Below are 19,326 nucleotides of genomic sequence, written 5' to 3'. Positions count from 1 at the left end.
CCCAATTTATGGAATACCCGTTTTAAAGGGTTCGCTGAGAGGGAAGGGTTGTAAAACCACACCCTCTATCTTTGTAGATGATAGGACTAGGTTTACTGGGTATTTCGAGCCACTTAACAATAATTCAAATTTGGTCAAGTATTGATGCAACTTAGCTTGCACCTCCATATTTAGTGTTAAAAAGTCAAGAGGGATTAAATTTAGTTAACAAAACGCAACGATTAGCTCATTTAAAATCCGTGTCTTCTGGGTTGTCAGAGCCTGAAATTCACGGCATTGCGAGGGTGTAGTTGATGCTTTTGGGCTATAGTTCCCTATGGACAGGTCTTGATTTTTGATGTTGGTCGTGGAAGGAGTAGGAGTGCGTGTTGGGCATGAATCGCCGGTGGAACCCTCTAAGAACGATAGTTTCGTTACTGATGGCAACTGTTTTGGTAGGAAGTTTAGTCAGTTGTGGCGATCGCGCCCTGACGACCCCATCAGGTACCTCCAAACCCTCATCTTCTCTAAGCTCTGGGCAAATCTCAGAGGTATCTCCCCCCGAGGTCATTCAACAGCTGCGCCCAGCGTTGGAGAGTTATCAGCCTCAAGTCACCATCCTCAGTCCCCAAGCTGATGAAGTTCTTCAAGACACAACAGTGGCAGTGCGGCTCCAAGTTCGGGATCTACCCATCTTCAAAGACCCCCAACTCGGTCTTGGCCCCCATTTACATGTCATCCTGGACAACCAGCCTTACAAAGCCGTTTATGACTTAGAACAGCCTCTAGTCTTTGAAGATTTAGCTCCCGGAACTCACACCCTGCGAGTTTTTGCCTCCCGCCCCTGGCATGAGAGCTTCAAAAACGAAGGTGCTTACGCCCAAACAACCTTTCACCTTTTCACCAAGACAACGGACAACAACCCCGGTCCAGGGCAGCCTCTGTTGACCTATAGCCGCCCCACGGGCAGTTATGGAGCCGAGCCAATCATGCTTGACTTCTACCTGACTAACGCCCCCCTGCACTTGGTCGCCCAGTCCAATCCCGACGACGAAATTGCCGACTGGCGAGTTCGCGTTACCGTAAACGGTCAAAGCTTTGTCATGGACAGATGGCAACCCCTTTATCTCAAAGGCTTTAACTCAGGGAAGAACTGGGTACAACTGGAATTTTTAGATGAACAGGGAAATCCAGTCACAAACGTCTTCAACAACACCGTGCGGCTGATTACCTACGAACCGAAAGGCAAAGATTCCCTTGCCAAATTGGTACGCGGGGAACTCTCGGCGACTGCTGCTCGCGGGATTGTAAACCCCAACTACAGTGGTAAGACGCCAGTGCCGACAGCAACCCCTGAGCCATCTGTCACGCCGACGCCGACGCCGACACCGGAACCGTTAGCGCCTCCTGCCGTTGAAGAAACACCAGCGCCGCAGCTGAGTAAAGAAGAACCGACGTCCTCTGAAGTTGAGCCAGCCAAGCCAGCCGAGGCACCCCCAGCGACAAAACAGTTAGAAAAACCCCAAGGCGGATTCTTTAATCGTTTTCGGCGTTCAGAGGCTCCAGTTAGCCCACCACCTGCACTGCCAGTGCCTGAGGCAATTGAGGAGCCTTCTTCCTTAGCCATACCCCCAGAAAAGATTCCTCAACCAGGGACTTTACCAGAGATAACGCCAAGTCCAGAAGCAAGTCCTGAAGTAGAAACGGTTCCATCTACGCCCCCAGCGTCCCCAGCGCCAAAGCAGGTAGAGAAACCCAAAGGCGGATTCTTCAATCGCTTCCGGCGTCCAGATGCAGGTGTTGATACTCCTACGCGCAATTTACCGCCAGCCTTACCGGAAATAGTCCCATCGCCAGCGCCAGAAGAGCCGCTTCAGGTAGTACCTGCTCAACCAGATTTGCTACAACCACCGTCCTCGCCTCAGCCAACAGATTCTGTACAGCAGAAGACTGAAGAGACAACCCAATCAGCTCAATCATCCCCAACCTTCGCTCAAGCAAAACCAAAAGCCGATATCAAGGACGTATTGATTCCTAAACCTGCTGCGGCTCCACCGTTGCGGATTATCCAAGCTCCATCTGAGCCAGATATCCCCAGCCGTTTCTTCCAAAAATCAAAACCGGCAACACCGGAACTAGAAGTCCCAACAGCGGAAAATCCAGAGGATGCTCAGCTAGGGGAAGCTGCAACGCCTTAGAGATTGCTCAGGAATCCATAAATCGGTCTCAACAACAGATGTAGGGGCACGGGCTTTGTCCTTGCCCCTAGGAGCATAGATGGATATTGATTCTCTGAAAGCCCCAGGCTTACCGTGCTGCTTCGCGAATGCGTCTCTAAATATCTAAAATTCCCACCGATTCATCTTTAACCGAACAGTATCGGCTTTACAACATCCTTCTTGAGGAGCGCTCTGTTCCCATCGCGGTTAGTGAAAAAGGAGACATGATGACGCCCCGTGTTAGAGCGCCAGAATTTCCCCAAAACCAAACCTGGTTCAATACAGATCGTCCCCTTTCCTTACGTGAATTAAAAGGGAGAGTGGTAATTCTTGACTTTTGGACGTATTGCTGCATCAACTGTCTGCACGTCCTGCCAAAGTTGAAGTACCTGGAGCAGAAATACAAAGACAGCCTCACGGTAATTGGCGTCCACTCCGGCAAATTTGACAACGAAAAAGAAGTTGAAAACATTCGTCAGGCAGTTCTGCGCTACGACATTGAGCATCCAGTCGTCGTCGATAGCAATTTTGCTATTTGGAGTCAGTATGCTGTCCGTGCATGGCCCACTTTGACGATGATTGACCCCCAAGGTTACGTCATCGGCTATGTATCTGGGGAAGGAAATCAGGATGTCGTAGAGAAGCTGATTTTGCCGCTGATTCAACAACACAAAGAGAGAGGAACGATTAATTTTCAAGAACTCAGCCTTACTTTAGAAAAACAGCGGCAACCGTTGGTAACACCCCTGGCTTTTCCCGGTAAAGTGTTAGCGGATGAAACACGCGATCGCCTGTTCATCGCCGACTCCGGACATCACCGGATTGCGATCGCTACCCTTGCCGGTCAAGTGTTACAGATTGTTGGCACTGGCAAACAAGGCTTAACCGATGGTTCCTTTACAGATGCCCAATTTTTCGCTCCCCAAGGTATGGCACTCGACGCAGAAAATGACATTCTCTATGTTGCCGATACCGAAAATCATACCCTGCGACAGATCGATCTAAAGAATCAAAAGGTTGAAACAATTGCCGGTACTGGCGAACAAAGCCATCACCTTCGCTCCTACACGGGTACGGCACGAGAAACTCCGCTCAATTCTCCTTGGGATTTAGAAAAAGTAGGAAATCGCTTGTTTATTGCGATGGCAGGAGTCCACCAAATCTGGGAAATGCAGATGGAAAACGGCATCATTGGTACCTACGCAGGGATTGGAGCAGAATCATGCGTTGATGGAAATTTAGACGAATCTGCCTTTTCTCAACCCAGCGGCATTACCACCGACGGACAAGAGTTATACGTTGCCGACAGCGAAATTAGCTCAATCCGTGGCATTGGATTGGGTGAAAAGGTTCAGGTGCGAACAATTTGTGGCAGTGGTGAGCTATTTGGGTTTGGGGATATTGATGGTAAAGGCTTTGAGGTTCGACTCCAGCATTGTTTAGGCGTTGAATACGCTCAGAATTACCTCTGGGTCGCTGATAGCTACAACCACAAAATTAAGCGAGTTGACCCGAAGACCGGGATTTGTAACACAGTTTTGGGGGATGGGACGGCAGGAAACAAAGATGGACAAGGCACCAGCAGTCAATTTTTTGAGCCATCAGGAGTGAGTGCGATTGGCTCTCATTTATACATTGCCGATACTAATAACCATGCTATCCGTCGTGTCGATGTCGCCACAATGGAAGTGATAACCTTGAAATTTGCTGGGTTGTGTGCGCCAGACGTCTGTATTCCTACCGCTGATTAAAATAAGAGGCGAGACATGGAGAGTTTAGATTTTGGATTGTAGAAGACTTATAGCGATCGCATTTTGTCAGCAGCCACTTCCAGCAATATATTTGTAGCGACCTTCAGGTGAAATAGTATTACACGGCACTCGTGTGCCTCTACTCAGTAATCTACAGCCCCAAGTACCTGCAAGACTCTCTCAATATTGTCTAAATCTCCCACAATCCGTCGCACAGGTTCAGGCCAAACTCTAACAAGGGTGGGTGTAGCAGAGATATGATTTGACTCCGCCTGTTCTGGATGTTTGAAAATGTCAATCACTTTCAAAGTGTAAGGATGACCCAGAGATTGCTCTAACAACTGATGCAGGCTTTGGAGAGTGTGTTCGGTAGAGCCATTATGACCGGAAACAAACAGGCGCAGGACGTACCCAGGCGTCGAAACTGGGCGGAATGAAGGCTGGAAACCCGTGCGTTCCAAGCGCACAATCAAATCGTGATTTTCCCAAAGTTGGGGAAATTGGTGACGATAAGTTTCTAATACGATAGGATCGCCTAATTCTGAAGGCCAAGGAGCAACTTGCCAATTTTGCAAGTTGCTATTCTGGAAAATCCCATTCAGCAATGCCTGATGCCGTCGTACCGGCAAATAAACCTCAGCGGCAATTCGTAACTGCTGGGTGTAAGGATCGAGCCACCGATCGATCGTCGCGGTATAAGCTGGCACCAAAAAATGGGGAGGTTCGGGTAATCCCAGCATTTCTTGAAGTCCAGCACACAGATGTAGGTGCCAGTGGCTCTGCTTATTGGGATCGATGCAATAAATTAAGTCTCCCCCTGGCGTAAACAGGGCAATACCTTTAAAGAGCTGGGGAAGAGAGAGTGGATCTTGAGTCAAGAAAAAGCGCCAAAATAATAAAAATGAAAGAAGAAACCCTTCTTCCATTTTTAATTTTTAATTTTACATTTTTAATTGTTACACCCGACCTCGGAGGAACTGAGCCATCTCGTTTGGAGTGGGCGACATTTCCAGAGCAGTCTCTTCGGTGATTCGACCCTCATGGTAGAGGTCGAGGAGAGCTTTGTTCATTGTCATCATGCCGTCAAAGCTGGAGCCTAGCATGATTCCGGTAATATCTTCGTATTTACCCTCCTTAATGTAGTCCTTGATTGCTTCGGTATTAATCAGGATGTCGTGGAAAGCCGCACGTTTGCCATCGGTCGTTTTGCACAATCCTTGAGAAATGATCGCCACCAGAGATTCAGCGATCGCTATCTTCATCGAATGCTGCTCTTCTGCTGAGTAGAGATTGAGAATCCGCTCAATCGTTTTCACAGCGCTATTGGTGTGCAGCGTCCCCATCACTAAGTGACCCGTTTGCGCCGCTTTGAGAGCAGTGTTAACCGTTTCTTTATCTCGCATTTCCCCGACCAGAATCAGATCGGGATCTTCCCGCAACGCAGCTTTCAGCGCATTGTCGAACTTCAACGTGTTCAACCCTACTTCCCGGTGCTTAATCAGCGACTTGCGACTCGTATGAACAAACTCAATCGGGTCTTCAATCGTGATGATGTGCTTTGCCATCTCCTTATTGATGTAGTCAATCATGGCAGCCATCGTGGTGGATTTACCCGAACCCGTTGGACCTGTGACCAAAATCAATCCCTTATGGTAATGGGAAATATCCTTAAACACCTCTGGCAACCGCAGTTGCTCCAAAGTCAGAATATTGTTTGGAATCAATCGCATCACCATCGCTGGACCGCGCATCGAACCAAACACGTTAATCCGGGCGCGAGAGAATTCATACTGGGTAACGCCGTCAAAGTCTAAGCGCTCTTCAAATTCTCGAATCTGAGCGTCAGTCATCACCTCTCGCAACCAGCTCATGAATGTCGCTTCATCCGTCTGCGGATAATCGGTCATCTCCATGTCGCCCCGTTTGCGGTAGCGAGGAATTTCACCGACACCTGCATGAATGTCGGAAATTCCGTTTTCATGAGCTTTAACGACGATTTCCTTTAAGGTGGGCTGTCCGGGACTAGGACCTGGTCCCCTTACAGCCGTTCGAGCCACCACCGTTGCTGCTGTTGCTGATGCTGCCGAAGCAGCTGTAGCAGGGGATCGAACTCCTGTCCCCGCTGCTGGAGGAGCCGCTTTCGGTGGAGGAGATACAGAAGCTGCCCCTGCACTTGCCGCTGCATGGGGAGAGGGCGGCGCAGTCATCTGCATCGTTTGCATGGGCTGCTGCTGAGTGGAAACGGTGGCAGCTGTATCCCTAGCCGGAGGTCGCATTCCTGGCGGGGGTGGTGGGGGAACGCGGGGTGGAGGCGGTGGTGACATGGGCGGACGCTGCGGTTCTGTCATCTTTCAACTACCACTGATTGAAAATTTGTAGGAATCGTTACAAAAAAAGCTAAGGATAGCCCGCGAATACGTTCTTTTAAGATGCAAAGCGATTCGGTGGAACACGCCACAGCTTTTATTTGAGGAGCCTTAAAAACTCCTATTCCTAGTTTTCCCAAAACTTTTGGTTCGCTAACATTCAACGCCAAAAATTCTCTTACCAGCTCAAAACAGCAGCAGTGGCAACTTAGCCGTCTGGCGGCGGTTTACCCGTTAGCCCTAGATGAGCTGGTTTATGAGAATACCCGTTGAAAGTTATAAGATATGTTAAGCGTACTGAAAGCGGGTTTGGTTGTTTCGCTCTGCCACTGCTTGGGCTACAAAATTGCTCGATTGGTGGAAAAGACTGAAACCTAGAACCTCTTCAAATTTCTATCTTTTGGATGATGGTCGTTTTATAAGGCAGTCTAATATAGAGCATTTGGAAAAGTTTCGCATCCATAAATCTTCTGGATTGACTGTAAATTTTGGTTAAGAACGGCTCATCTAAAGAAAAGGATTAACTATACTGATTTTCACTTAGTCGATACTAGGGGATCGATTAAAAGTCATTTTCCGCATATAAATTTGTTCTTTGACTATCAGGAGAAAAAATCGTGCAATTAAGTCACAATCAAGGTTTGGCAAAAGTGTATTCATTGTCTATGGTCAAGAGCTTTTTGATCTGGACTTTTACTTTAGGGGTTTGCTTGCTGGTGGTGGGTTTCCCCTTAGTTGTTTTGATGGTTACGGTTGGCGCTTTGTTAGCGATCGCTTTACAATCTGTACTGCCGGTTAGCGCAGTTTTGTTGGTCGCTGGAGCTTTAATTGGCGGGAATATTTTGGCAGTTGTCGCTGGTGCGGCATTGCTAACGCTGAAGGGTGTTAATCCTCAAGAAGTTCGTTGGTTGCACTGGCTGCATGGTGAAGCCAATCCGCTACATACTTCTGTCTATGCAGCTTGCCCACTAACCTGCGATCTAGATTCTTGAATGGCCTGTGAACGCTTTTAATAAGTTAGTCTATTGTCTGCAAGAGTTCTGCGACCCGGCACCTGCCGGGTCTTTTCGTAGGAAAATGGCAAGCGTAGGATGGGAAGAGAAGTGCGATCGCGCGTCTGTCCCGATTATTCCCAATTAAGCTAAATTTCCATGCCGCCATCTCCTATCAAAGTTTGCATCACACTGGGAACCCGTCCGGAAGCCATTAAGCTAGCACCTGTTATCCAACAGTTTCAGGAATCGCTAACTTTTCAAACTCACGTAATATTGACGGGTCAACATCGAGAGATGGTCGAGCAAGTCATGCAGCTATTTGGGCTGAATGCCGACCAAAATTTAGAAATTATGCAACATCAACAAACTCTGACAGATATTACTTGTCGTAGTTTGCGAGGATTGGAAACTGTATTTAAACAGTTACAGCCTCATTTGGTAGTAGTTCAAGGAGATACAACCACAGCCTTTGCAGCAGCTTTAGCAGCGTTTTATCAAAAAATTCCGGTCGGTCATGTAGAAGCAGGATTACGCACCGACGAGCTTTTTAATCCTTACCCAGAAGAAGCCAATCGGCGATTAATTTCTCAGCTAACTCAGCTGCATTTTGCCCCCACAACCCTAGCGGTAGAAAATCTGCAACGTTCTGGCGTCACTGGCGAAGTTCACCACACTGGGAATACAGTCATCGATGCTTTATTAACCGTGGCGAAAAGTCAGCCGGATTGCCCGATTCCCGGTTTGGACTGGAGTGGATATCGCACGCTACTGGCAACAGTCCACCGACGCGAGAACTGGGGAGAACCCCTGCGGGGAATTGCGGAGGGATTTCTCCAAATATTAGATAAATTTTCGGATACTGCATTACTGTTGCCGCTCCATCGCAACCCGACTGTGAGAGAACCGCTACAAGAACTTCTCGGTAATCATCCCAGAATCTTCTTAACAGAACCGTTAGATTACGCCGAACTGGTGGGGGCGATTCAACGCTGTTATTTGGTATTGACTGATTCTGGAGGATTGCAGGAGGAAGCACCGAGTTTGGGGAAGCCGGTACTGGTATTGAGAGAAACCACCGAACGACCAGAGGCGGTAGCAGCGGGAACTGCAAAATTAGTAGGAACAGAACCCAATCAAATTCTTGCAGCGGCAACAGAACTCCTCAGCGATCGCAGTGCTTATCAAGCAATGGCAACGGCAATTAATCCCTTTGGCGATGGTCGTTCTGCTGAGAGAATATTGCAAGTTGTTGAGAAACATTTCCAAAGCTGTTAACAAGTCGCGAATTCTTAAGGAAACAGAGCATCGCCCGTGGTGGGGTCAAAGACAAATAACTGGTTGAGGTCGAGCTGTACAGAAATGCGATCGCCGGAATGACCCCGCCAATCTGAAGCTGCCTGGATATTGATCGGTACCCCAGACGCCGGTAAATTCGCCCGAATCAGTGTCTCCCGTCCCAGCGGTTCTACAACCTTCACCTCAACCATCAGCAGTGAGTGCTGTAGAGGCAAGACCCCGTCCCGACCAAAGGCTTCGGGTTCTTGTTCGTTTTTAATCTTTAATTTTTCATTTTTAGTTGTTATATGCTCTGGGCGAATCCCTAACTCTATGCCCTGTCCCTGTCTGAGTTGCAACTTGTCCTGAAGCGCTGGAGGACAAGATAAAGCCTGATCCCCCACCTGAAAAACTTCACCCGTATAAGTCGCGTGGAGAATATTCATCGGTGGATTGCCTAAGAATGTAGCAACCATCAAATTTGCCGGTCGCGCATAAATTGTTTGCGGGTCGCCAATTTGTTGAATCCGACCGCGATTGAGTACCACAATTCGATCCGCTAGGGTCATCGCCTCTACCTGATCGTGAGTGACGTAGATCGTGGTAATTCCCACTTGTTGGTGTAATTGCTTGAGTTCTGCCCTGGTATCGTCTCGCAGCTGGGCATCTAGGTTAGAGAGGGGTTCATCTAATAAGAATACTTGGGGTTGACGAGCGATCGCTCTCCCTAATGCCACCCGTTGCTGTTGTCCCCCCGATAGCTGCTTGGGTTTGCGGTCGAGGAGATGGGCGATATCGAGCGATCGCGCGACCGTCTCTACTCGTTCCTGCATCGTTTTCGCGTCAGTTCCACGCATCCGTAGACCAAAAGCTAAATTTTTAGCAACGGTCATGTGCGGGTAGAGGGCGTAATTTTGGAACACCATCGCCACATCTCTTGCCCTAGCAGGAATCTCATTCATCAGGACATTCCCAATGTAGAGATTGCCGCTACTTTGCGTGTCCAAACCCGCAATTGTCCGCAAAATCGTGGATTTGCCACAACCGGAAGGTCCCACCATCACCCAGAACTGCCCATCCGGCACCTCGAAGGAAATATCCTCAATCGCAGTAGCATTATTAAATTTTCGGGTAATTCCTTCTAAGCGAACGTTTGCCATTGTTGTTAGAGATGAGTCAATTAGTCATTAGTTTATAGTTCAAAGCCCTAGTTTCTACTGCCCACGTTCCTCTAGCAATCTTCGTTCGCGTGGGGTACACCAAAACTCTTACTCATTAAGCATTTCAGCTTGTTATTTAGCAATTCTCATTTATTTATAAACTTCTTTCATTTTTCTTCCTTGGCGCTCTCTTCGCCAACGCGGTTCATCATAGAATGACCCAAAACCACTAATTATCACAAAGTAGGCGATCGCTTTCTCGGACTTTGGGATTGTTTTCTAAATAGTCCTGCACCCAACTACAACTGCGTGCCAGCAGATTATCGAGATCCAGATTCCACAACATCACGGTTTTGTCCTTACTGGCAGAAGCAAGAATCTTGCCATCTGGACTGAAACTCACACTGGTAACGCGATCGCTATGACCTGGGAGCGTTTTAATTAACGTGTCATCCAGTCGCCACAATTGCACCGTGTTTTCCCAGGTCGTCGTGGCTAGAATTTGACCATCCGGGCTAAAACTAACGTGAGCAACGCTATCCGTATGCCCTTTCAAAGTTCGATATAAAGAACCATCGCGCCGCCAAAGTTTAACCGTATTGTCATAACTCGCGGATGCGATTAGCTGACTATCCGGGCTAAAAGCGACATCCAAAACCCAACCACTATGTCCCGGTAAGGTTTGCAGATATTTTCCCTCGGCAGTCCAGAGTTTGACCGTATGATCGTCGCTAGCAGTCGCCAGTAATTCCCCGTCGGGGCTAAAAGCCACTGCATTAACGCGATCGCGATGCCCAGTTAAAGTTTTAATCAAATTGCCCGAAGTATCCCAAAGTTTTACCGTCTTATCACGAGAAGCAGAAGCAATCATTTTGGCATTGGGACTAAACGCCACATCCAAAACCCAATCGCTGTGCTTATTTGGCTCATTCAGGGGGTTGAGAAGCGTACCCGAGCGATTCCAGAGTTTCAACGTCTTGTCACGAGAAGCAGAAGCAATTAACTGAGAGTCGGGGCTAAAACTCACGCTATTTACCCGATCTTTATGTCCATTCAACGTAGCGATCAAAGAACCGCTTCTGTCCCACAACTTCACTGAATTATCTTGACTGGCAGAGGCAGCCATCTGACCATCGGGACTGAAACTCACATCATATATCTGATCCGTATGTCCTCTTAAAACAGTGCGCGACATATCATTAAGTCGCCAGAATTTGACAGTTTTATCGTAACTACTAGAAGCAATCGTCTGACCATCGGAGCTAAAACTAACACTTGTCACCCCATCACTATGTCCCCGCAGGATTTTCAGCAGCTTCCCGTTGCGATGCCAGAGTCTCATTGTATTGTCATTACTGGCAGAGGCAATCATCTGGCTATTCGGACTAAAACTCGCTCCAAACACCCAGTCACTGTGTCCCTGAAGAACTCGGATCGTTTGTCCAGTTTGGTAGTTCCAAAGCCTGACTGTTTTGTCATCGCTTGCTGAAGCTAACAACTGCTTATCGGGACTGAAATTGAGGTTGGTTACTTTGCCAGTATGTCCCTTGAGGATTTTGTAGGGTTGCTCGACCGTCATGGAAGCCATGTTCCAGATTGTCACTGTTTTGTCGTCACTCGCCGATGCTAAAAATCGACCATCCGGGCTAAAAGTGGCGCTGGTAACTTTTCCGTTGTGTTTCAATGTTTTCAGCAACTTGCCGGTGCGATAGTTCCAAAGCTTTACCGTTTTGTCATCGCTTGCCGAAACTAATATTTGACCGTTTGGGCTAAAGCTGACGTGATTAACCAAACTACCGTGTGCTTTGTCAATCGTTCTTAGTAAAGTACCGTCTGTTTGCCAAAGTTTTATTGTCTTGTCAGAACCAGTCGAAGCTAAGAGGCGACCGTTAGGGCTAAAACTGACGCTGGTGACGCTCTCACGATGACCTGACAAGGTTTTCAGGATCTTGCCATCGCGCCGCCAAAGTTTTACCGTTTTATCGACGCTGGCAGAGGCAATTGTCTGACCATCGGGGCTAAAGCTGACGCTCCAAACGACATCACGATGTCCTTCCAAGCGATTGCGTTCTTGTACTCCGTAGATTGCCTGCTGCATCGCCGTAACGACGCGCATTTGGGTATCGGGTTCTACCCCAACTGCACTTTCAAGGCTTTTCCCTGCCCTCAAGGCTTCAATTAAGGCATCAAATTCTTTGTAGGAGACAAAGAGCGTTTCGGAAGAAGCACTTAGGGCGGTGAGTTGAGCATTGGTTTGCGCGATCGCTGCCAGCTTTCTTTGAGCTTCGGCTCGCAGCGCAAATCCCCCGGCAGAAACTGCCAGGATTGTCATCATAATGCCGACGCCAATCGTTCGCAATTGTTGTTTCCGTGCCTGATACAGCTTTTCCTCACTTTGTGCTAATTGGGCTTTCAAGTTCAGATCGGATTTTTGACGAATCCGATCGACTAGATAATCATGAACCAATTGGTAACGGGCTTCTGACCCTTCCCAAATTACGAAAACCAAACCAGATCCTACAAGAATTTCTAAAATTAAGTCTAGTAGAGGCATTTCCCCGCCCACTGCTCTTTCCGCCTCAAGCTGCAATACGGTTGCCAGCTCTTGCTTCGTCTTCAGGGGTCGCGTTCCTTTCTCGTTCGTCAATAAAAATAAAACGTTCCAAGCCAAAGCTTCATTTTCGATACCACAATCAGCAATGACTTTTTTCAGAAATCGCTCAACCAGTTCGGCTTTCGGATTCGCTCCCAATTGCTGATACTGTTGCATCGTGGTGATTTTGTCTTCTTCTTCCTGCAATTGGGCACCCACTAATTGCAATTCAATGGGGCGCACCTCTCCCAGTTCTTCAGCCAAATCTTCCACTAACCGATTAATTAACTGTGGCTCTAAATAAAAAAATGGAGAGCGTTCGGTTAAGCTTTTAACAATCTGCCGCGCATCCGGCTTAGAAAAATTCCCCAAATAGTAGCGAATATCTTGGTTTAAAATGTCGTTATTTATGACATCTAAATACTGGAGTCGTTCGCACTCTAGTAAATAATGCAGATAGTCTTCTCGCAGAGACAAAATAACTTTTACAAAGGGAATGTTGAGGCAGTCGCGCAAAAATTCATAAAACTGCCGCCGCATCGCTGGATTAGTACAGACGAAAAAGAATTCTTCAAACTGGTCAAAAATCAGAACGGTTAACAGATTGCGATCGCTATTGTGTCGCAACTGTTCTAGGAGGTTGGCAGCAAGTAGTGTCGGCGGAACCGCAGACATTGGCATTTCTTCAGCGCGATCGCTTTCTTCTAAGATTTCCTGTAAAGATAAAGTTTCTCCGCCCGTTCTCACTTCGCTGCTATCTTCTGACTCCTGTCCGGACGCGATCGGGACGGGAAGGTGTTGGGCGTCTTCCTCCTCTAAAGGGAGTTCTGATTCCTGGTTTCTGACTCTGAGTTCCTTCGATAATTGTCTTGCCAGCGTCCCTACCCAATCTTTATAAACTTCGATAACGACAGGTAAAACATCACGTGCGCCGATGCTTTTGAGCTGGAGTGCTGGAACTAAACCAGCAGTGATAATTGAGCTTTTACCAACTCCAGAAGGACCGTGAATCACAATCAATTTGTAGTCATTGCGGCCAATCCGGTCAATGAGGCGAGTGACATCCTGCTGCCGACCAGAAGCAGCAATTTCCTGGGGAATCGACCCTCCCAAGCGCATATCTCCTCCAGATGTGACGCCTGGGTTCAGAGCCTGCCGGTAAGGCTGTAGGCGTCCGGCACCTGTAAAAGAACGGAACCCGTATTGATGCTCCAGGGAACGCTGCTCTTGCTTCAGTTGAAAGGCTTGCAGATAATCACCCTGCTGAAAGTAGAGCGATCGCAGTGCCTTGAGAATCCGCAAACATAAATGGGGATCGTACTGATGGTTACACTTGTTGAGCGCCTGTTCCAAGTTTTGAATCGCGGCGGCAGCTTGCCGCTGTCCCAAATGTTTCTGAGACTGTGCCAGCAGCAACAAATATAAACTTTCGTACTGAGATTGCGGGATTGAGGCAGAAGTTGTCTGGAACGTTTCTTCCGCCAGCGTTGAAAGTGCCAGAGTCGCTTGCTGATACGCTTCTATCCAATTGGACTGGTTAAGCGCCACCTCCGCCAGAAAGCCAAAATCTTGAGCCTGCTGGAGGTTTGCATCATAAGTTTGATGCAGGATCAAAGCTTTTTCTGCCAGCTCCTGCAAATCCGCCCACGCTTCCAAACGCCGCAACACTTCACAAAGGAATGAAATAAACTTAGCAACCAGTTCTGGACGTTGAGCTTCCTCAAAAACTTCAATGCACTGCTGAAAATAATCTCTCGCTTGCTTCCAGTGCTGGCGGCTCATTTCCGGTCGCAAGTTAGCCAAACGGGTATAGCATTGCCCCAAGTGAAACAGCAGCAAACCCACTTTTAGGACTGAGTGCTGAGGACTAACGACACACAGAGAATCGGAAATCGTGGTGCTTGCCTCTTGACCCTCATTTCTGATGTTTTCCCCAGTCCGTACTTCGTGGCGCTTTGCTAACAGTTCTGAGTCTTCAGTCCTGAAATAAGCCAGACTTCGTTGATAATGGGCAATGCTTGACTGGATTTGATCGGTAGCGTAGTCATTGCGCCCCCGCACAAATTCGAGACTTGCCTGTAGTTGAGGCTCCAATTGTTGCCCGCGACGCCGCAAATCTGTTAAGGCCGACTCCAGTTCTAGGCGATGCTGGGAACCAACAACTAAATCGAGAGCGGAATGGTGCAACAACTCAAAATTGCTAGAATCTAGCTCTCTGGCAAATAGAGAGTCCGCTTTCTGCCGCAATAATTCGATTAACTCATCCCCTGACATCACAAACCGGATCGAAGAAGCTGCCCAGCTTTTGAAATCTGGCGCAAACCGAATCAGCTTTTGTAGCACCGCGTCGGAGAGCCACAACACGAGGGGGAAAGGAAACTGAGCGCGAAATTCATCGCGTACTTGATTGGTTGAGGTCAGCAGCTGATCGAGAGCGATTACCGACTCCAGCCCTAAGATCATCGCGGCGGACAATATTTCTGTTTGTCGAGACGTATTCCCTGGCTCTTCCAGCGCTTCCAAGATGGGGTTGTAAAGCGTCTTGACCGAATCTGCTAATATCACCTCGCGCACGGGAAACGGATTTTGTTCCCGTACCTGCTGCACCATCCGCTGTTGCAACAAGCTATAGTTGCAGCGCACCAAAATTAGCGAGAATTGCCCCTGAGAAAGGGCGATCGCTCTCAAGAGCGTCTTTAATGAGCGTTGGTTGTATGCATCTGCCTCTTCTGGTCGGCTCAGATCGGTCATTGCTTCTACGTTTGGCCTGCGCGTTCGATAGACAATATTCCTCTGCCAATGCTTTAGCAGTAGCGGTATTTTAAAAACGAATAGGCACAAATACTATTTTTAATCAGATGAACCGGCTTCGGAGCTGCTTAGGTTTTGCATTTGCAATTGACTGATAATTCGCCAGAATTATCGTCAGGCAGCTTTGTTATACGTGAGTTTTATAATTCCCAGAAATCGTTGATTAAAATGAGTTCCTCCACTCATTTCTGCCAAGATGTCTCTTTTCGTAGTGGCTTAAGCCAAGAGTCTTATAAAGAATCCAGATAGGGAACCATCTGGAACTGCGTACCCAGCAGGAATTTTCGGTATTGCTCCCAACACTGGCATCCAGGAATGGTTTGCGAACCTGGTTGGTTCGCAACTCCCCCTTTAGCAGAGGTTCTTGACGGCTGTTTCGGCAACTCACATCTTATTATGTAGTTATCAGAGAATAAACGATTTTTCTGATAAAAGAAAATAGTATCTGTCCTGAGCAAGAACTGAACTCTAATCGCTCCTGATACAATCGAGTTCCTCTAATCCGAGGTAGGCATCAGCTCATCCGGAAACTTTTGCGAATGTTAGGACAAAGTTGTACTCAAGGGGATTCCTTGCCTACTCCGAGAAGGGAACCTCTAATCTCACGCTTCTATAGCTATGCCAGTCTTTGGCTACACAGGGCAAGTAGGAAGCTAGGGAATAACAGCGATTGGGTAGATTTCCTGGAAAGTCGTTTGGAGTACCTTACTAAAAAAAGCTCCGAGCCAGACTCAATAGACTGGAGACTCGGAGAAAATAAGCGCGAATAGAAGAGAAGAACAGATGATAAAAAGCGCGATCGCCGAGCGAGGAAAATTGATGCTTCTCTCTACTTCCCGCATCAGCAAGCTGAAAAATTCCCTTACCTCGATTAAAGCTTAGCTTCCAGAGACTTGAGAAACTCTGTGTTAACACCCGACTCGCGGGTAAGGGCGATTTTGCCGGTACGAGCAATTTCACGCAAACCAAATTTATTCAGCACTTGAACAATCGCCACCAATTTGCCTGGATCTCCCACCACTTCTAAAGTGAGCGCATCCTCCGCAATGTCTACTACCCTAGCGCGGAAAACCTGAGCCAATTCAATCACTTCCGAGCGATTGGAGCTGGTAGCATTCACCTTTAGCAACATTAGTTCTCGTTCTACACACGGAGTATCCGTTATATCCTGGACTTTTAGTACATTCACCAGCTTGTAGAGCTGCTTGGTGAGTTGCTCGATCACCCGGTCATCTCCCGGCACGACCATCGTAATCCGGGAGATTCCGAGCTGTTCAGCTGGTCCAACAGCAAGGCTTTCAATATTAAATCCCCGACGGGCAAACAAACCGGCAATCCGAGTCAGGACTCCAGCTTCATCTTCAACCAAAACTGAAAGGGTATGTTTCATTTTATACAAAACAGGCGGAGGCGCGATGTTGCTTTCAACACGCTAAGCAATATTTTGCTTCCTTACAAGAAGCTACGTGGGTTGTAAGCAGTACGTTAGCAAAGACTTACTACCTACACGGTATGCGAAGGCAATGTTAACAGAAATTACGTCAACGAAGCTACATCTTAATGTTACTGTATAGCACCCCTTGGCTACAAAAAACGGCTATCTCTGTATATTTAGAGATTTTTAGCCCCCCAGAAAACCTTAAATCTTTTCATTGATAGATGTCTTGATTTAGCAATTTCATAATAATGGTGTAGTTCAGCTTAATTTGGAGCAAAAATACCTATGGGTTGGTTAAAAAGACTTTTTGGCATGGAAAAGCCGCAAAATGCACAAACTAATGCGGTACCAGCACCGACAGCTCAAGCTCCTGCCTCAACCGGCACTGCAAGTAGCAGCGAGACGATTCCGCCAGAGCGAGTGGGATTAACTGGAGAATATGACCAAAGCGGACTTGCCAAGCGGGTTGCTCTAGCTTTCGATCAAGATCCGGATCTGGATGATATTAATACGCTCTATGTAGCCCAAACCGGCGGCACAGTTGTGCTAAAAGGACAAGTTCCCAGCCAGCAAATTCTCAATCAAATGGTCTCGGTCGCCCGGAGTGTGGAGGGTGCCACGGGTGTCCAAACCGATCAAGTCACCATTGGCTAGAAGTTAGAGGCCTAGAAATTCGAGGCTAGAAGAAAAAATCGATAGGGTGGGAAGTGCCCACCCTACTTGGCGAAAAGCTAATCACTCACTGCTAACTGTTTTTGGGGTGTAGCAGAGCTATCTACCTGGTCTTCAGGCATCGTTTCAAGCCAGTTGAGGATAATCTGGTTAACTTCATCTGGACATTCGTCATGGGGACAGTGACCTGCATCCAGCTCAACCAACTGAAGCTTAGGGTTGATATCCCTAAATCGAGCCAGTACGCTAAAAGGAATCATTTTATCTTGCCGACCCCAAATCAAGAGCATGGGCGTGTTCAAGGTTGGCAGTAAGGTTTTGACACTGGGGCTAAATTTAGCACTGGTCATCGCTTTGAGGATGGCACCGAATGCTGCCGCCGAACCCCGATCTTGAGCAGGGCCTGCCAGAATATCTACCAGTTCGTCAGTAACAGCATTTGGGTTAGCGTAAGCGATCGCTGCCCACTTGCGGACGAAGGAGGGACGCCTGACTAGATAAAAGACATTCTGGAGAATCACGGGTGAAGCCACAACACCTTTGACCCCTGCCACAACGGGTCGCAACCAGGCGGGAATTGCCTCTTCCTCCACGGAGGGATCGGGCAAACTCATCATCACAAAACCTTTCACCATCTCTGGATGCGCGGCTGCCACTGCCAGACACACCAGCGATCCTATGGAATTTCCGACTAAGACTACTGGCTGCTGAATAAAAGTCCCCCAGAAATCATAAACTTGCTCTACCCAAAGATCGACTTTGTAGTCTGCCTGCGCCTTTCGGGATGCCCCAAATCCCAGCATATCCAGCGCATAAACCGTGTGAGACTGACCGAGTACCGCTAGATTGTGTCGCCAGTGTCCAATGGAAGTCCCAAATCCATGCAGCAGCAATAAGGGGGTCGTCTTTTGTGTCGGTTGAGACGCCCGGATGTACGTATAGCGAGTCTGCCAACCCCGCCAAACCCAGTCTCTTTGACTGCCAATTCGATGCTGCCAATGCTGGGTCACGATCGCTTTTGCCTCAAATTAATAAGTTTTATAAACTTTATCTTTGTCTGTTAATTTCCATTTTAGTGGTTTGCTGCTAGAGCGTGTCTCATCAGGGTTTCTGAGAACTTAAGTTAACAAACCTAGACAAAACCCATGCTGTATGGCTGCACAGAAAAAGTCCCTACCCCGAACACCAGACTTACATCGTCTGCGTAAATTGCCAATCAACAGTCGTTGAGGGGGAGATGGGAGCGATCGCTTTTTGGAAGTTACGTGAACAACTATAGACAGAAACTCTCCCATACTCAGTAGAATGGCAGATACAAGGAAAGAAAAACTTGGTTTCTTTGGGAATGAAATTGAGAACGCCAGGAAGCAGCCTGTAGCCCTAGTGCGATCGCTCAAACATTCAACAACCCACTGCTATCAAAATTAACCTTATCAACTAACCGAGCAAACATAACCCTAATGCCTGTGATTGAGAAAAGACGCACTCGCGATCTACCCCAAATTAACGAACGTATTCGTTTTCCCCAAATTCGCGTCATTGACACCGATGGCACGCAGCTGGGAATTATGACGCCAAACGAGGCTATCCGCATCGCTGAAGAAAAAGAGCTGGATCTTGTCCTGCTCAGCGATAAGGCAGAACCCCCCGTTTGCCGGATTATGAACTATGGCAAGTATAAATTTGAACAGGAGAAAAAAGCGCGGGAAGCTCGGAAAAATCAGCATACTGCTGATGTCAAGGAAGTGAAGATGCGCTACAAGATTGAAGAGCATGACTATCAGGTGCGAGTTAATCAAGCCGAGCGCTTTCTGAAGTCGGGAGATAAGGTCAAAGCCACGATTACGTTCCGAGGTCGCGAAATTCAACACAGCGATTTAGCCGAGGACTTGCTCAAGCGGATGGCGACGGATTTACAGGAACTAGCGGAAGTGCAGCAAGCTCCCAAAAAAGAAGGTCGCAACATGATGATGCTGCTGTCTCCGAAAAAATAGCTCAGTAGTCGGCGGTCAGTAGTCAGTGGTCAGTGGTGTGGGGAAGACCAGGCGTCGCCCGAACAGTGGTCAG

The 19,326-nt window shown here is 47.8% G+C and carries 12 protein-coding genes; 6 read left to right on the top strand and 6 right to left on the bottom strand.

Features of this window, described 5'->3' with window-relative positions:
• The first annotated feature begins 374 nt into the window (after positions 1-374).
• The gene (locus tag NC997_RS18920) at positions 375-2,177 is read left to right on the top strand and encodes a hypothetical protein (RefSeq protein WP_190526130.1); all 1,803 of its coding nucleotides are present in this window, start codon (positions 375-377) and stop codon (positions 2,175-2,177) included.
• Between the two features lie 248 nt (positions 2,178-2,425).
• Positions 2,426-3,949: a thioredoxin-like domain-containing protein gene (locus NC997_RS18915; RefSeq protein ID WP_190526179.1), complete on the top strand. Its 1,524-nt coding sequence runs from the start codon at positions 2,426-2,428 to the stop codon at positions 3,947-3,949.
• A gap of 143 nt (positions 3,950-4,092) precedes the next feature.
• Here NC997_RS18915 and NC997_RS18910 read toward each other — a convergent pair whose 3' ends face one another.
• Positions 4,093-4,875, bottom strand: coding sequence for a circadian clock KaiB family protein (locus NC997_RS18910; protein WP_190437783.1), 783 nt, complete (start codon positions 4,873-4,875; stop codon positions 4,093-4,095).
• A 30-nt stretch (positions 4,876-4,905) separates the two neighbouring features.
• Positions 4,906-6,297 (bottom strand): type IV pilus twitching motility protein PilT, encoded by a 1,392-nt coding sequence (locus NC997_RS18905; RefSeq protein WP_190526128.1) that lies wholly within the window; start codon positions 6,295-6,297, stop codon positions 4,906-4,908.
• Between the two features lie 635 nt (positions 6,298-6,932).
• Here NC997_RS18905 and NC997_RS18900 point away from each other — a divergent pair.
• Both NC997_RS18900 and wecB read left to right on the top strand, forming a co-directional pair.
• On the top strand, positions 6,933-7,307 hold the full coding sequence (locus NC997_RS18900) for a hypothetical protein (RefSeq protein ID WP_190410337.1): 375 nt from the start codon (positions 6,933-6,935) through the stop codon (positions 7,305-7,307).
• 159 nt (positions 7,308-7,466) lie between these two features.
• Positions 7,467-8,585, top strand: coding sequence for a UDP-N-acetylglucosamine 2-epimerase (non-hydrolyzing) (wecB, locus tag NC997_RS18895; RefSeq protein WP_190410339.1), 1,119 nt, complete (start codon positions 7,467-7,469; stop codon positions 8,583-8,585).
• Positions 8,586-8,599: 14 nt separating this feature from the next.
• Here wecB and NC997_RS18890 read toward each other — a convergent pair whose 3' ends face one another.
• From NC997_RS18890 to ilvN, 3 genes are all read right to left on the bottom strand, one after another.
• Positions 8,600-9,745, bottom strand: a complete 1,146-nt coding sequence (locus tag NC997_RS18890) for an ABC transporter ATP-binding protein (RefSeq protein ID WP_190410340.1) — start codon at positions 9,743-9,745, stop codon at positions 8,600-8,602.
• Between the two features lie 229 nt (positions 9,746-9,974).
• Positions 9,975-15,089, bottom strand: coding sequence for a hypothetical protein (locus NC997_RS18885; protein ID WP_190526126.1), 5,115 nt, complete (start codon positions 15,087-15,089; stop codon positions 9,975-9,977).
• 931 nt (positions 15,090-16,020) lie between these two features.
• Positions 16,021-16,539, bottom strand: a complete 519-nt coding sequence (gene ilvN / locus NC997_RS18880; protein WP_190410342.1) for an acetolactate synthase small subunit — start codon at positions 16,537-16,539, stop codon at positions 16,021-16,023.
• A 333-nt stretch (positions 16,540-16,872) separates the two neighbouring features.
• On the opposite strand from ilvN, the gene NC997_RS18875 reads away from it, so the two are divergent.
• On the top strand, positions 16,873-17,241 hold the full coding sequence (locus NC997_RS18875; RefSeq protein ID WP_190410343.1) for a BON domain-containing protein: 369 nt from the start codon (positions 16,873-16,875) through the stop codon (positions 17,239-17,241).
• Between the two features lie 77 nt (positions 17,242-17,318).
• Here the strand turns inward: NC997_RS18875 and NC997_RS18870 are convergent, their stop codons facing one another.
• Positions 17,319-18,269, bottom strand: a complete 951-nt coding sequence (locus tag NC997_RS18870; protein ID WP_190526124.1) for an alpha/beta fold hydrolase — start codon at positions 18,267-18,269, stop codon at positions 17,319-17,321.
• Positions 18,270-18,719: 450 nt separating this feature from the next.
• On the opposite strand from NC997_RS18870, the gene infC reads away from it, so the two are divergent.
• A complete protein-coding gene (gene infC / locus NC997_RS18865) occupies positions 18,720-19,253 on the top strand; it encodes a translation initiation factor IF-3 (protein WP_190429293.1) in 534 nt (177 codons plus the stop codon).
• Positions 19,254-19,326 lie beyond the last annotated feature (73 nt).

The sequence above is a fragment of the Trichocoleus sp. DQ-A2 genome, assembly GCF_039961915.1.
Classification (GTDB): domain Bacteria; phylum Cyanobacteriota; class Cyanobacteriia; order Cyanobacteriales; family FACHB-T130; genus FACHB-T130.
Note: the sequence above shows the minus strand (reverse complement) of the source record. Positions and strands in the feature narration are given on the sequence as shown.

What these genes read in the sequence shown, in the direction of transcription:
- infC (WP_190429293.1), top strand. Translation starts at nt 18,720, where the DNA reads ATGCCTGTGATTGAGAAAAGACGCACTCGCGATCTACCCCAAATTAAC.
- NC997_RS18885 (WP_190526126.1), bottom strand. Translation starts at nt 15,089, where the DNA reads ATGACCGATCTGAGCCGACCAGAAGAGGCAGATGCATACAACCAACGC.
- ilvN (WP_190410342.1), bottom strand. Translation starts at nt 16,539, where the DNA reads ATGAAACATACCCTTTCAGTTTTGGTTGAAGATGAAGCTGGAGTCCTG.
- wecB (WP_190410339.1), top strand. Translation starts at nt 7,467, where the DNA reads ATGCCGCCATCTCCTATCAAAGTTTGCATCACACTGGGAACCCGTCCG.
- NC997_RS18905 (WP_190526128.1), bottom strand. Translation starts at nt 6,297, where the DNA reads ATGACAGAACCGCAGCGTCCGCCCATGTCACCACCGCCTCCACCCCGC.
- NC997_RS18875 (WP_190410343.1), top strand. Translation starts at nt 16,873, where the DNA reads ATGGGTTGGTTAAAAAGACTTTTTGGCATGGAAAAGCCGCAAAATGCA.
- NC997_RS18910 (WP_190437783.1), bottom strand. Translation starts at nt 4,875, where the DNA reads ATGGAAGAAGGGTTTCTTCTTTCATTTTTATTATTTTGGCGCTTTTTC.
- NC997_RS18890 (WP_190410340.1), bottom strand. Translation starts at nt 9,745, where the DNA reads ATGGCAAACGTTCGCTTAGAAGGAATTACCCGAAAATTTAATAATGCT.
- NC997_RS18920 (WP_190526130.1), top strand. Translation starts at nt 375, where the DNA reads ATGAATCGCCGGTGGAACCCTCTAAGAACGATAGTTTCGTTACTGATG.
- NC997_RS18915 (WP_190526179.1), top strand. Translation starts at nt 2,426, where the DNA reads ATGACGCCCCGTGTTAGAGCGCCAGAATTTCCCCAAAACCAAACCTGG.